This is a genomic window from Mycoplasma sp. CSL7491-lung, from assembly GCF_018913965.1.
Lineage (GTDB): Bacteria > Bacillota_I > Bacilli_A > Mycoplasmatales > Metamycoplasmataceae > Mycoplasmopsis.
Map to the genome: position 1 here is coordinate 380,683 of NZ_JAHMHG010000001.1, position 15,065 is coordinate 395,747.

General features: G+C 24.3%; 9 protein-coding genes. 5 read left to right on the forward strand and 4 right to left on the reverse strand.

Annotation, left to right across the window (positions count from 1 at the left end; all coding sequences use genetic code 4):
• Positions 1-11: 11 nt before the first annotated feature.
• Genes KQ876_RS01585 through KQ876_RS04510 form a run of 3 tightly spaced genes read right to left on the reverse strand, consistent with a single transcriptional unit; the run spans position 12 to position 3,370 of the window.
• Positions 12-2,090, reverse strand: a complete 2,079-nt coding sequence (locus tag KQ876_RS01585) for a hypothetical protein (protein ID WP_216490004.1) — start codon at positions 2,088-2,090, stop codon at positions 12-14.
• Positions 2,062-2,850 (reverse strand): ABC transporter permease, encoded by a 789-nt coding sequence (locus KQ876_RS01590; protein WP_216490007.1) that lies wholly within the window; start codon positions 2,848-2,850, stop codon positions 2,062-2,064. Before KQ876_RS01590 ends, KQ876_RS01585 begins: the two co-directional genes overlap by 29 nt.
• On the reverse strand, positions 2,843-3,370 hold the full coding sequence (locus tag KQ876_RS04510) for an ABC transporter permease subunit (protein ID WP_374962840.1): 528 nt from the start codon (positions 3,368-3,370) through the stop codon (positions 2,843-2,845). Before KQ876_RS04510 ends, KQ876_RS01590 begins: the two co-directional genes overlap by 8 nt.
• Here KQ876_RS04510 and KQ876_RS04515 point away from each other — a divergent pair.
• Positions 3,342-3,620 (forward strand): hypothetical protein, encoded by a 279-nt coding sequence (locus KQ876_RS04515; RefSeq protein WP_374978437.1) that lies wholly within the window; start codon positions 3,342-3,344, stop codon positions 3,618-3,620. The two genes, KQ876_RS04510 and KQ876_RS04515, sit on opposite strands and share 29 nt — an antisense overlap.
• A gap of 42 nt (positions 3,621-3,662) precedes the next feature.
• Here the strand turns inward: KQ876_RS04515 and KQ876_RS01600 are convergent, their stop codons facing one another.
• Positions 3,663-5,039, reverse strand: a complete 1,377-nt coding sequence (locus KQ876_RS01600; protein WP_216490008.1) for an ABC transporter ATP-binding protein — start codon at positions 5,037-5,039, stop codon at positions 3,663-3,665.
• A gap of 464 nt (positions 5,040-5,503) precedes the next feature.
• Here KQ876_RS01600 and KQ876_RS04340 point away from each other — a divergent pair, with 464 nt between their 5' ends.
• Genes KQ876_RS04340 through KQ876_RS04345 form a run of 4 tightly spaced genes read left to right on the forward strand, consistent with a single transcriptional unit; the run spans position 5,504 to position 14,418 of the window.
• Positions 5,504-9,589, forward strand: a complete 4,086-nt coding sequence (locus tag KQ876_RS04340) for an AAA domain-containing protein (RefSeq protein WP_216490009.1) — start codon at positions 5,504-5,506, stop codon at positions 9,587-9,589.
• Between the two features lies 1 nt (position 9,590).
• Positions 9,591-11,639: a hypothetical protein gene (locus tag KQ876_RS01610; protein ID WP_216490010.1), complete on the forward strand. Its 2,049-nt coding sequence runs from the start codon at positions 9,591-9,593 to the stop codon at positions 11,637-11,639.
• Complete coding sequence (locus KQ876_RS01615) at positions 11,639-12,628, forward strand: hypothetical protein (RefSeq protein ID WP_205851785.1); 990 nt, start codon at positions 11,639-11,641, stop codon at positions 12,626-12,628. Before KQ876_RS01610 ends, KQ876_RS01615 begins: the two co-directional genes overlap by 1 nt.
• Entirely contained in the window at positions 12,628-14,418 is a 1,791-nt protein-coding gene (locus KQ876_RS04345) for an AAA family ATPase (protein WP_216490011.1), read from the forward strand. The genes KQ876_RS01615 and KQ876_RS04345 overlap by 1 nt, the downstream gene beginning before the upstream one ends.
• The last annotated feature ends 647 nt before the right edge of the window (positions 14,419-15,065 follow it).

The window sequence follows — 15,065 nt, forward strand, 5'->3', positions numbered from 1 at the left end:
GTCATTTTTTGTTATGATTTTGTTTTAGCAAAATAATATGTGGTTATTTTACTTAAAAGAGAGTCGGAAATTGGTTGAAGATCTTTGTGTCTAACGTTAGAAGTGTTTTCTATTTTATAGATATTAATTACATTTTGATCTTGTCCTTCAACTTTATCAGAAAAGTAATTTCTATAAACTATTTCATAATCTGTTATTTGTGTTGGGACATAATTAATAAAGTTAAAATTAGTTAGATTCTTATAATCTTCAATATAATCATCATTCGATAGATCAATAAACGCTATAGATTGAGCAATAACTTTTTTAACTAAATCTTTTAACTCACTTTGTGACACTTCATTATCACTAATATATTCAATTAATGCATTAAGAATATTTTCTTCATCGCTAAATAATATTTCAATAATTATTTTTTCAATCTCTGTAGATTGTTCTTTAAGATCGTTAATTTTACTTTCGCGATCTTCAACGTTTAAATCTATTAAAGAAGATATTTTATCTAAAAACATAGAATTATTTTCAGATAAATTATTTTCAATAATAGTTGGGTAATAATTTACCTTTTGCTCAAAATTGTCTTCATCATCATTTGATCTTAAATCATAAAATTCTTGATATATTTTTGAATTATTTTTGTTCGATAAGTTTAATAAGTTTGAATAATAGTTAATAAAATTATTAATTGATTCTTGCTCTAAATCTAGTTCACTTAATTCTTTTGTTTTAATATCTTTTCAGATTTTTCAACTATTTAATTCGGAAATCATTCTTTGGGCTTGAGTGATATTAGAATCTGTTAACTGATCAAAATTAGGTACTAAGTTTTGTCCCAATAACTCTTTGTATTCTAAAATGATTTGTGGAGTTTGCGAATATGAACTTTGTGAAATTGTCTTAATATATTTATCTTTTGTTTTTTGATCTAATTTAGATGAAATTATTAAACCATCAACTAATAAAATATTATCACTTGGTCTATAAGCTAAAACAGATCCATCTTTTGCATTATCATAATTATCCTCGCTATAATAAGCGTCAATAGCATCTCCGTTATACATAATTGATGCATTTATCGAACCAGAATCATCTCGTGGATTAGTAATATCATTAACAATCTCTAGACCATCACCTTTTAAAGAAATATGTTTAGAATCTCGAATGTCATATCCAGTTCCATCCTTAATTAAATCAATAAAAGAATTAATTAAAATTTTATATGTTTCGTTTTGAGACTCTGAGTTTTCTTCTACATTTCCTGTGAATTTTTGATCTGTTCTACCCTCTGGTAAAGGCCAATAAGCAGAAGCATAGAGCATATTATCGCGAACTGAATCAGTAATAACCCAATTATTATAATTAGCACTAGATAAAGCTTTTAAAACATTAACTAAAGCATTTGGGTTTTTAATTTGTGCTTGCTCTTGATGTTCGTTATAATATTTTTTAAAATCAAATCCTCCTAAACTGTTTTTATAATCTTTGGGAATTGCGACTTTATTAATATTGTATGACACGACCATATCTTGAGAATAATAAGGATAAAAATATTCTCATAACTCATCGTTATTATCTAGTTGATAACTTTGTAAGTGTTCTCAAATTTCTTTGCGTAATGATAATTGCACATATTTACGAGCTAAATTACGTGCTTGTGTTGCTTGTTCTAATTTTTCTTTTAACTCATTTGTAGGATTATTTTTAAATTGGTTTCTCAATCTATCATAATCTACCATGGGTTCTAAAATAGGTTCGTTAAATATAATAGAATAATTCAATTTAGAGATAAGTTTATTTTTAATTAAAGAGGCCACTATAAAGTCTGAACCTATTCCGGCAGCAGCTTTGTTATTTATCAATGCGTTGCTAAATTGATTTATTTCATCGAATTCTTTATAATCAAATGATTCACGTAATATTTCGATATTATCATCCGACATGTATGATTTGTAATTAAAAAAACTTGGTTTAAATCTATTTTTATTTTTAATAGCAATTGTTGTCGCTAAAGTTGTGATTCCTATTACTGAACTTATAGTTAGTAAAGCTAATTTTATTTTTCTACTTTTTCTTCAACTTGTAACTTGCATAAACTAAGTTTCCAATGATTGTAGTAAATAATACTATAGCTCCTAAAACAAGTGCTCACGGTCTGAATGCACCTTCGTATAATTTAGTTGCTATTGTGGAAGTATTAGAAGTTGTTCTCGCGATGATAAAATCATCAAAACTTAAAACCGAACTAACTAAAATTACAGAAATAATAGAAGGAATCATATAAATTAAATATGTTTTGAATCAAGCTTTTATTTTAGAGTGTCCTAAATCTTGTGCAGCTTCGAATAAGTTATTATTAAACTTTTCACTACGAGGTAATGTTAATGATATTCCGTAAGGTAAAGCCATAATTGTATGACCTACAATAACTCTTAAAAAACCTTCGTTATCTACTTGAACTATTCCAAAAAAAGCAGTAAAAACTAAAACTAAACCAATTGCTGTTATATTATCAGGGTTGATAAGCGGAATGTTTGATGTTGATGTAAGTGTACTTTTGATTAGTTTATTCTTTTGACGGTACATTGCATATGAAGTTATAATGCTTATTGTAGCCACTAAAAAACTTACTATTATGGCTAATAATATGGTATTTAATAAAGCTAAATCACGACCAGAATCTAATACTGAAACTCAATTGTCAAAAGTACCTTTAATTCAACTTGGGTTTGCTTCTCCTTTTTTAGTAGGAACATTAAAACTAAAAACAACACCAACAACTAATGGAACATAAATTATTAATAAAATTAAGTAAACATAACTACGTTTTAATAATGAGGATACTTTATTCATAATGCGCACCTCTTTTAAAGTAGAAAATTACTCTTGGTAAAATTAGAAATAAACTAAATATACCCATAAATATAGCAGATACAACAATAACTAACGCCGAACCTGTACTTAAATCATATTTATTACCAGGGTTAATTTTACTATTAATCAACTCTCCGATTGTTTGTAATTGTGAACCATCTGTTAATAATTTTGAACTAATAATAAATGTAGTTGCACTCGCTAAAAAGATCATAGCAAGACCGCTCAAAATCGCCTTTGTACCATAAGGTATAATAACCTTAAAAATTGTTTGAAAACTATTGTTACCTAAATCATTGCTTGCTTCAATAATATTGCGAGGCATATCTTTAAAAACAGTATATAGTGGCATAATCATTAATGGTAAATTTAGGCTTGTAAGTCCAAAAATCATAAAAAGTTCGCTATTTAAACTTTTTGAGTTAGAAACTACCGCTAATGCTAGCACTTTCATAGAATAAATTCTTGAAATGGTGAAAATTGCCATAGGACTTATCATTAAACTTAAGGCAAAAATTCTAAATATTTTTGACTTTGATGATGAAATAAAATATGCATATGGAAATCCGATTATTAAACATAATAATGCGGATACAATCCCTATTCATAGCGATCTTCCAATGATTCTTCAAGTATTGACATCTTTAATTAACACAAATGAATCAAAATTAGAACCATGAACAGCAAATGCATTAACCACAATCATAATAATAGGCAATAAAATTAATAATATAGCAATGATTAAATAAGGAATGAATAAAGCAGTTTTTTTGTCGAAACTAAATAAATGTTTAATTTTGGAAATCATTTTGGGAATAATCTCACTTAGAATCTTTTTTCATTAAGTGAATAGAATCAATTGTTCAACTCAAGTAAACAACTTCCTCTAATTCAAATTTTTTAGCAGTTTCAACATAAATAACATCTTCATCTTCGGTTTCTATTTTTAGATAATAATAACTTCCACGATACGAAATTTCAGTGACAGTACCTTTAATTTTCCCTTCAGTACTTTTAGGTTCTGAAATAATATCAATATCTTCAGGTCTAATTAAAGCATCCAAAACTTCTTTATTGTTAAATTCAGTTTTTTCGTGAATTGTTTTAAAGCTTTTTCCAAGTAATTTAATATTTCCATTAGATTCAAAAGTTGCATCAAAAATATTAGAATCACCAATAAATTTTGCAACTCATATATTTTTAGGAAAATCATAAATATTTTTAGGTGTATCGTATTGTTCAATAACTCCATCACGCATAACGGCTATGCGGTCTGACAATTCTAAAGCTTCGTCTTGGTCGTGTGTAACAAAAATAAAAGTTAAACCTAAGCTTTGTTGAACACTTCTTAATAAAACTTGCATTTTTTGTCTAATTTTAGCATCTAAAGCACTAAGTGGTTCATCGAGTAATAATATTTCTGGTTCAATAACCAAACTTCTAGCTAAAGCAACTCTTTGTTTCATACCACCTGATAATTGAGAAATTGCTTTTGTTTCGTTACCTTTTAGACCTACAATATCAATTATTTTACTAATTTTTTCGTTCATTTCGGCATTAGTCATTTTACGTTTAAAATGACGATCTTCATATGCTTGTTTTTTTAAATTAACATAATTTTCTCAATATGAATATTTAAAATCAGAATCATCAATTCAATTTTGACGTTTATTATACTGATATGTACCTTTTTTAAGATTTTTAAGTTCTTCAGTATATTGTTCTAATTGAATTTCAATTTGTTTCATTTTCGAATTAGCTTTTTTTGTTCATTGGGACAATTTGATTTCTAAATTGTCAATTTTATTTTGATTAATTTGTTCACGAGGAACACGTTTAAGTTTTAATCCAAAAGCGATATTTCCTTCAACATTTAAATGAGGAAATAAAGCATAATCTTGAAATATAGTAGATACATTTCTCTTATGAGGGGATAGATCTTTAATATCATATCCATTAAATTGAATTTCACCACGAGTAGTTCATTCAAAACCACCAAGTAGTCTTAAAATAGTAGTTTTACCTGACCCTGAAGGACCGAGTAAAGTAACAAATTCACCACGATTAATTTTTAAATTAACGTTGTGTAAAACTGTTTTGTCAGAAAATTCTTTAACAACTTCTTTTAATTCAATAATAGGTAAGTTATTTTTTGCATTTTTTGTCATTATAACGTCTCCTTTCGTATTGTTTTAAAATGCTAACTTAAACAACAGGGAGACGGTATCAAAAAGATTCTCACAGTACTCTTCGACACTGTAAGATTTAGAAGGATATTCAATATCATTAAAGTTACTAAGAATGTCTTTTATTCTTAAAATTTGTATTAAAAGTTCCTTGCTTTTCATATTTTTATATTATATAAAAAATTATTTTTACTTAAAGAAAAAATGTATAAATTTTTACGTATTTTTAACGTTTAATTCAGTGGTAAAAATTATTTAAATTTAGATTAAGTTTGGTAAAATAGTTACTTTTAGTAATTTTAAAGTACTATATAGCACTCTCTGTATTATCCAATTGGTTATTTGTTTGTTTGTTTGTTTTTTTTTTTTTTTTTGATAAACTAAAATATATGGTAATAAATTAACATATAGTAAATAAACTGACGGAGTATAATAAACAAAAAAATATGAATTTGAACATAAAAATTAACAAAAATAAAATAATGAATATTGGAGATGCTAAACAGGCAGAAACATTCAAAAACAGAAAACAAGATTTTACAGTTAATGATCACATAAAAAAATTTTTAAAATCAAGCAATTTAGTTAATAAAAACATGACTATGGATGAATTTTTTAGTAGTATAGAAAGTTCGATAAAATCTCTTTATATTATAAATAATGATTTATTTGCTAAAATTAGTAGTCCGATTAAAGTTTTATCGGTAAATTTTTTAATTTTTTTATCAAATGAATGTGAAATATTCAGAAATCAAAATAATATTGCAATCAATGTAAAGACTAATTTTGACGAGTCAAAAGGTAACTTTTTTGAATTAGATAGAATTTCAATTCTCAATAATTTAGAAGAAGAAATTTTAACTAAATATACTAACCATGTCAATAATATTAACCTAAACTTTCATACAGGAAGCATACCTAATTTAACAAATATTGACATTAGTATTGTAAAAAATATTTTATTTGATATTGATAATGATGTTTTTATAATGAAAACTGATAAACAAAAAAATAATGGAATGATCAAACTAGGTAGAACACTAGATTTTTATAGAGATTACATTAAAGATCAAGCTCCTAAATATAACAAAGTAAATGATAGAAAAAATGAAAAGATATTTCCTATAGTCTTAAGAACTGAAAGAAGCACAGACAAAAGAACAGAATTTATTTTCAGAATCACAAAAAGAGAATTTAATAGTAATTTTGTAAATATTATCGAAAATCAAAATAAATACATTTATTTTTATAATATTAATGATAGTGATGAAAAAGTGTCTATAAATAGACAAAACATATCATTTCAAGAGTATAAATATGTTGAATTATTAAAATCAAAAATTAAATCAAACGAAGATGAAATACAAAGTCTTGAAGATAAAATCAAATTTAATGAGGTTAATTTTTTAAACAATGATAAAAAAAGTGAAATTAAAAAACAAGAAAAAATAGTTAAACAATTAGAAAATCATTTCAATGAAAAAATTGAAAATTTAAATAGTATAAATGAAAAAATTGAAAATTTAAATTTAAGATTATTAGACATAAATCATGATATCAAAAAAAATGATAAAGAAATTAAAAGTAATAACGAACAAATTAATAAAATTAAACCTAAAAAATTTAAAAACAAAGACGAAGAAGATGAATACCAAAAAAACTTAAACTTAATTAAATTAGAAAAAAACAACCAAATATTAGTTGCAAAGTTAACTGATAATAATACTTTAAAGTCAGAAATTGAAGCCGAAATTGATAAATTAAAAGATGATGTTGAAAATGCTAAAACGTTAGTTTTAGGCTCTAAAACTACTTATGAAGAAGTTAATGATAAATTTGAAGACTTAAAAAATAAATTTGAAATGTATGAAAACGAAAATAGGGTAGCATCTAATAATAAAACTAAACTTTTAAATGAAAATGATATTATGGTTAAAACTATTGAAAACGAAGCTGAAAAGTACGAATATTACACATTTGAGTTTGATAATTCTAAATTAGGAAACTTAAGAGCTATAGATGTTAAAAAAATATATGATACAAATGTTAAAGTAAGCGACTTAATTGAGTTTTCACATAAGTTTGACGAAAATAGTGATTTTATTCTTTCGGATGAAGATTATGGGATGTTTAGTAAACATAAAAGATTTAATAATTCGTTGAAAAACTTTAAATCTGGAGAATATAAAAACCCACTGTTAGCAAAATCAATAGAGAATCCGGATTTTTTCAAAGTAAAACAAGAATTAATAAATAATTATGATTTAAACATGCACCCTGACATTAAATTGAACAAAAAACAAGAATTAGCAGTTAAAAAAGCTATTTTAACTCCTTGTATTTCATATCTTCAAGGTCCTCCCGGAACCGGTAAAACACAAACAATTAGTGCTCTAATTCATCATATTATTAATAATAAGGATCAAAACGTGTTACTAATGTCTTCTACTCATGAGGCAATTTTAAACGCCTTCGATAGAATTAAATCTATCACAGAAGATGACCCGAACTTTATTATGTACAAAACGATTAGAAAAAAATTAAGTAAAAATAGAAATATAAGCCACAAAGTTGATAAAATAAAGGAACAAGAAATTGAAGAAGATGAATCAAATATTTATGATTTAGACCATGCTTTTTACAACTTCTCATTGGCAATAATTAATTGAATATTAAAGAAAAATAAAAATGATATTTTAGGTAAAATAATTGATAAATTAAAAATGATTGACGGTAGAAAATCAAATAAACATTTTGAAATTAATAAAAAAATTATCGCTTTTATTGATTATTTTAAGAAAAATTCTAAAAATATGTCACTAGATGAATTTGAAAATGAATTTAATAAGTGAACCATTGAAGATTTTATCGAATTGTTAAATCAATTCGAAAATGAATACAATGATTTTATAAAAAGTGAAATTGAATACAAATTTGAAGATATAAAAAAAGAAGTTGAAATAAGAAGAAGAATCAAATCAATAAAAAAATATGTTGACGAATTATTAGATTATCTATTAGAAAACAAAAGAATTAAAGATCTATATAAAGAAATATCAAATAATAACATAGTATTAAGCAGTTTAAATACTAACGAACAAAAAGATACCAATGAAAGAGTATTCCAAAAACTTCAATTAATAAAGGATAAAATTGAAAATAGAGAAGACCAACACAATAGTAAAATTAAAGAAGAATTTTCAGATTATATTTATGAAAATGAATTGATAAATTTAATTGGGCTAACAACAACAGCAAACCAAGTAATTAATCCACGTAAAGATTCTAATGCACCAGTAAAAGAATTATTTTTACAGTATCCAATTTATATGACAATCGTTGATGAGGTGTCTAAAAGTAGTACATTAGAGATTATAAATTCATGTATGCTTTCTGAAAAAATCCTACTTGCAGGTGATTACAAACAATTACCTCCTGTTTTAGATTTCGAAACAGGTTCTAAGTCTGATGATCAAGTTGAATCTATAGAAATCAATAAACTTCTTGATTCATTTAAAGATATTAAAGAATTAAGAAATAAAAATTTAAAGATAAATATAGATAGAAAACTAGATAGAACTTGATTTGCAAACGACGAAAGTGTTAGGGAGTTAATTTCTGAACTTAAATATCCATTTTTTAAATTTCATGCATTAAAATTAAAAGGAACATATGTTGGTGAAAACCAAAACTTTTATACCTTTTTAACCGAACAACACCGTTTCAATGAGTCTATACAAAAAGTTGTAAATGTTAATTATGATGAAGATGAAAAATTAACTACTCCAATTGATAAAGGAAGCTCATATTTAGTTAATTATAAATATGATAATATTAAAATCAATAAAGAATTTATTGTAATGGATACAAGTAAGATTAATCAAGAATTTATGAACAAATATTCTATTTACTTTAATGACTTTCAAAGAAAAACTATCATAGAAAATAATTATACCTCTTTTGACCACACTAGAACATTAGATAAAAGTGAAACAAAAGAATCAACTATAAACGAATACAACGCATTTGTAATTGCGGAAATAGTTGAAAATATTGTGTTAAAAAATTCTAATACAAATGAAAAATTTGATTTAGACAATATCGGAATTATTTCGATGACAAGATCGCAAAATTCTGTGATTAAAAAATATTTAAAAGCTAAAAAAGATCTATTTATGAAAAGTACTATCAATAAAGTTAAAGTCGATACAGTTGATAACTTCCAAGGTAGAGAAAAAGAAATTATAATAGTTGATTTTGTTAGAGCTAGAGGAAAAATGGACGGCGATAGAATAGAATACCCAAACAAAAGAAACTATGATTTCTATAAAAGTGCCGAACGTATCAATGTTGCTGTTTCACGTGCAAAAGACACGTTAATTATGGTAGGAGCATTTGATGAGTTAGAAAAATTAGATTTTAACGTTTCGGTTTGAGATAACGTAAATAATAAAATAGAAACAAAAACCAAGAAAATACTACAAGAATATATTGAAATCGCAAAAGACGGAGATACATTTAGAAAGGCATAAGATGAAAGAAACTTTTAAAACTAATCTTTTAATTCCACAATTAAATATCTTATTTGAAGCTCAATTTAAGAAATCGCAAAAATCCAATGATCTACAAAATATTTTATTAATTCATTTACTTTACGGGATTGAAAAATATGAAAATTATACAATCACAGATTTCTTAATTGATATTACAGGTATCAAAAAAGAAAAACTTTTAGATTTTGTTTTAATAAAATTTGTTGAATTAATAAACAATAAAGTTATTCTTTTTTCTAAACCTAACCAATTAACTGTTGAAGAAGTTAAAAAAATGTATATCAGCCAACTTGGTGTTAATAATGGCACTGATAGAAGGATTATACATCCTACCATCAAGAAAGAATTTGACAATGATAATTTTATTGGTTTAGAATCTAAAACAATTGAACGTAATTATATTTATATTAAAAATTTGATTAATTTAGAAGAAAATATTGTTAAGAATAAAACAATTGATTTAAATAACAAAAATAATGAAAACTTTATTTATATAGATAATTATGGTATTTATAAAAACACTTACGATATTGAATTAAGGTCTTCGTTAAAAACTAAATTTGAAGATATAACTTATAATGAAAACGAAATTTTTGTTGATTATATACTAAATAAAAAAGAGAAAAATGAGTTCGTAAATAAGGACGATATTTTCTGAACAGAGGGCACTTTTATTTTTTCTATTGATGAAAACATCATTACTACTAACGAAGCAACAACAAGAAAATATCTTAAAAAAGTAAGCGGTTTAAATGTTGATGAAGATGATAAGCCTATTATTGAGATTAAAGACTTTATTAAACAACTTTTAAATACTGAAAAAGTTGAAAGCATTAAAAATGATTTTGAACTAAAAAACAATAATAAAAATTACTTTTCGTTTAATTTAAATAGCCAAATAACTCAAAAGAAATGATCTGATGAAGAAAAAGATTTAGAATCATTATTTGGTAAAAAAATGCTTGTAAATAGCGATAAAAATATATTTTACATTTATTTAAATAAGTTTGAAATTAGCTTTTATGATTTAAAAGATAATGTTATCGGGTTCGTTAAGGAAGAAGTGGATATTGATCAACTATTTAGTTCAAGCAAGAATATAAAATTAGAAAATAGAAAATATAGTTCATTTGCAGTTAATTTGTTAATGGAAAATATGAGTAAAATTATTGATATCCCTAATTTTAATGATTGATTCATAACTAACTTATCTCAAATTAATAAAATAGACTATACTCAGGCTAAAGATATGATTAATAAAATTCCGCTTATTAAATCTACAGATATATTAGAAATATTATCTAAAACCAACGAGTTTAAAACAAAAGAATTCAACGCTATTTCAGTTGATCTATTCGATTTATTAGTTGATAATGGTTTTAACGAATGAAATAAATTAAATGATAAAATTAACTTTAAATACGACGGAAATAATTATTTATTCGCTAAAAAATGAAATAAAGAAGAGGAAATTGATAAATTTTATGAAAAATTAAAAGAAATTACTAGATATAAAAATAGTTTAGAAAATAAGCAATTTGACGAACAAGAATACAATGAGAATATTGAAATTCTAGAAAATAATTATGAAAAATTTTATGAAAATTTAGCAATTGAAATCAACCCAATTAAAACAATTCAAATAATTGGTTATGTAATTTTTGAAAAAAATATAAAAGATATCAAAAAAATATTAAACGGCTCTATATTCAATCATAAAATATACCTTTTAAGAGATATTAGAGTTAAATTAGAAAGAGAATTAGGATTAGACGGTAAAATATTTCAACGTTTATCAGATGCACTTTCTCAATATGAAAATAGTGATGAACTAAAATACATAAAAAAAATAACTAATGAATTATTACATCCTGCTAGTCATAATACAGAAACTAAAGAATTTAAGAATAAAATTAATAATCTTACACTAGATGAAATTAGAGATATCGAAAATAATGTAATTGAAGCATCAAGAAACTTAAAAATAGTTATTAAAAAACAAGAAACAAAATCAGGAGGCAGAAATTAATGAGTCACGCCGCATTTATTCAGTTTAAAATTAATATAGAAACAGAGAAAAAAGAAATTCAAGACATTAAAGATAACTTACAGCAATTGAAAAATTTTACTAGTTCAAATTTAGTAAAAAATGAAATTGATAAAGTTATGGGCGAAATTAATTCTGTAGAAAATAACCTTATAAAAATAGGTAATTTAACTGGTGAATATGCAGAAAGTTATAATTCTGTAGTTGAGAAATATAACATCGAAAAGAGTAGGTTATTAAAAGTAGTTCAGAATATGAGCATTGACGTTTCTTTTGACCAAATAATGGAAGAAAAAACTCGTGAAGTAAATGATTTAATTTTAGAAAATGGTTTTTTATCTAAAATAGTTTTACAAAGAATTCAAAATGAAAATATGAGTTTAAACCCTGATAATTTTAAAAACATGTTAGCAATCATAAAACAAGAAAAAATAGATGATGAAAAACATGCATATTTAAAAGAAGAATTAAAGAATTATGTTTTAAAGCAAGACATAGATTCCAAATTAAAAGGGTCATTACTCAATGAATTTATGTTCATTAATAACTACCAAGAATTATCAGATTACGCACCATATGTAAAGGAAATTATTAACCAATATAATGAAGCTCTTAAGAAAAATAAAACCTATTTAGAAATCTTTAAAAAGTATAAATACAAACATAAAAGTATTGAATTTATAGTGCAAACAGATCCGGAAAATAAACTTAAGCCAAAATATTCATTTATATCAAAATTCAAAAATCCTCTTTTAAAAAATAACACTATTGCACTAACTTTAAACTTAGAAGGAACTGTAAGTTATGATATTGGCGATTATGAAGGACATATGTGTTGAAGTTTAGCCGAATCAGTTGAAGAAGACTTAAAAAAATATGGTTACTTTAAACATTCACAACTTATTACACGTGGCATTTCAGGTGCTAGGCCTTTAACAAAAGCACAAAAAATGAAAGTGAATAATAAATAATGAAAAAATCTTTAGAATATTTAAATATTAAACTATCTCAAAAAAATATTATTTCTATTGTTGGTAATGTAAATGATTTATATACTTTTATAGATGACGAAAATAATCTTGTAAGTACTGATTTAAAGGGAGTTTTGGAACAATTCGCAATTAAAAACAAATATCAAAGAGCAGAATATTTTACTCCTGGTTATGGGGCTTTAAATTTATTAGATCAAAAAGGGCGTGATACATATAATACCATTGATAATATTGATGATATAAACGAATTTATGCTTGAAATAATTAAAAAAACTAAAGATGACGAGGATGGAACACACACTCCGGGTATTTATGTAATAAATTTTGCTGATAGTTTTTTCAACAACCAAAATAACCAAAATAATTACCTTGATAATTTAGTAAACTTAATATCAAGATTTTTAGATAACGATAAAAAAATTAATTATTTAAGTGATTATGGTAGGTTAGATTATCAAGATAAATTAGTGTTAATAATGAGAGATTCACACAATTTGATTACAGATATTTACAACAAAAATATTGAATACGCTGAGGTTAATATTAAAAAACCTAACATAGAAGAACGTGAAAATATAATTAAATACAATAGTAGAGAATTTAAAACTATAGATTCGAAAGAATTAAATATCAAAGGCAAAACTTTAAATAAAGCAGTTGCATTAACTGATGGTTTAACATGTATTGAAATACTGCAATTAGCAAGAATAAAAGATAATAAACAATCATTTGTTAATAGGTATAATTTGGCTACATTCAATCAAAAAGAGTCTGAATGAGAAAAAATTGATTACGAAAAAATTAAAAATTTAAAAAATATCTTTTTAAAAAGAGTTCAAGGTCAAGATTATGCAATTGATAAAATACATAATGTTTTAACTAACTCATTTTTAGGATTAAACGGTTTAATGTATAGTCAATCTATGAGTAAACCAAAAGGAATACTGTTTTTTGTGGGACCAACAGGAACTGGTAAAACTGAAATATCAAAAACACTTGCTGAATTCGTTTTTGGAAGCGAAAAAAAATTAATCAGATTTGATATGTCTGAATATAATCATGAACACTCAGATCAAAGACTTATTGGCGCTCCTCCGGGTTATGTTGGTTATGATTCTGGAGGTGAACTAACTAACAAAGTCAAAGAAAATCCATTTTCTATACTATTATTTGATGAAATTGAAAAAGCACATCCTAAAATTTTAGACAAATTCTTACAAATATTAGAAGATGGTAGATTAACTTCATCCAAGGGAGAATTGATTGATTTTTCCGAAACATTTATTATTTTTACCTCAAATATAGGTACTAGAGAAATAACAGCAGACTTTAAAGATGAACCTGCAGTTAGAAAACAATTCATTAAAGAGGTTAAAAAACATTTTATCGAAAATATGAATAGACCCGAACTGTTAAACCGTATAGGCGATAAAAATGTTGTGCCTTTTAACTTTATTTACAAATACGAAATCATAAAAACAATAATACATTCTAAATTAAAAAACCTATTTAGTAAAGTTCAAGATCAATATAATGTAGAAATTTCATACAAAGATTCAATCGATGCATTAACTGATTTAATCAAAGATACTGCTGATCATTTAATGGGTGCTCGTGGTATAATCAACAACCTTGATGAATTAGTAATGAATAAAATATCAAAATTTTTATTTCAAAACTATTCCGATATCAAAAATGCAAAAGAAAATGAGAAAATACTAAATGCTAAAATGATAGTTACAAGAAAAGAAGTTGAATTTGAATTCTAGTATGGGTTCGAATGATATTTATATCTAGATAAATAATTTATTTTAAGTTATTTTAATCGTTATTAAATCAATCTTACTTTACAAAAAGCACCATATTTTTAATAATATTAATAAATGACTATAAAAATACTAATTCAAATTAAAAAGTTCATTTTAGGATATTTTTAAAACAAAAATATCCTAAAATGAAATATCAAGCGCAACACTTTCGTGCTTGGTATTTTTATTATATCTTAATGACTAAAAAATCTTAAATTTATTTAAAAAAATTAGTATTTTTGCTTTGTAATTTTGGTGACTAAAATTTGACACAAAACTCATATTGATTTTCATTGATATGAGTTTTTAATTTTAATTTATTTAATTAAAAATTATTTTGGCTTATAAACGGTTTAACATAAATTATATTTTTTATTTAATTATTTCTAAAAAGTTTGTTATTAATATTTATATTCGAATTGTTAAAATAAGTAATTATAAAATTTAATTGAATTAAATAATTTTTTAGAAATTTAAAACCTTCTTCTTTAAATGCTTCAAACGGAGTTTTATAATCTAGATTTTTTGTAATCGTGTGAAATTCTAATAAACAAAATATTTATTTATCTCGTTATAAACACTTAAATAATTTAGTTTTTAAAGTTTCT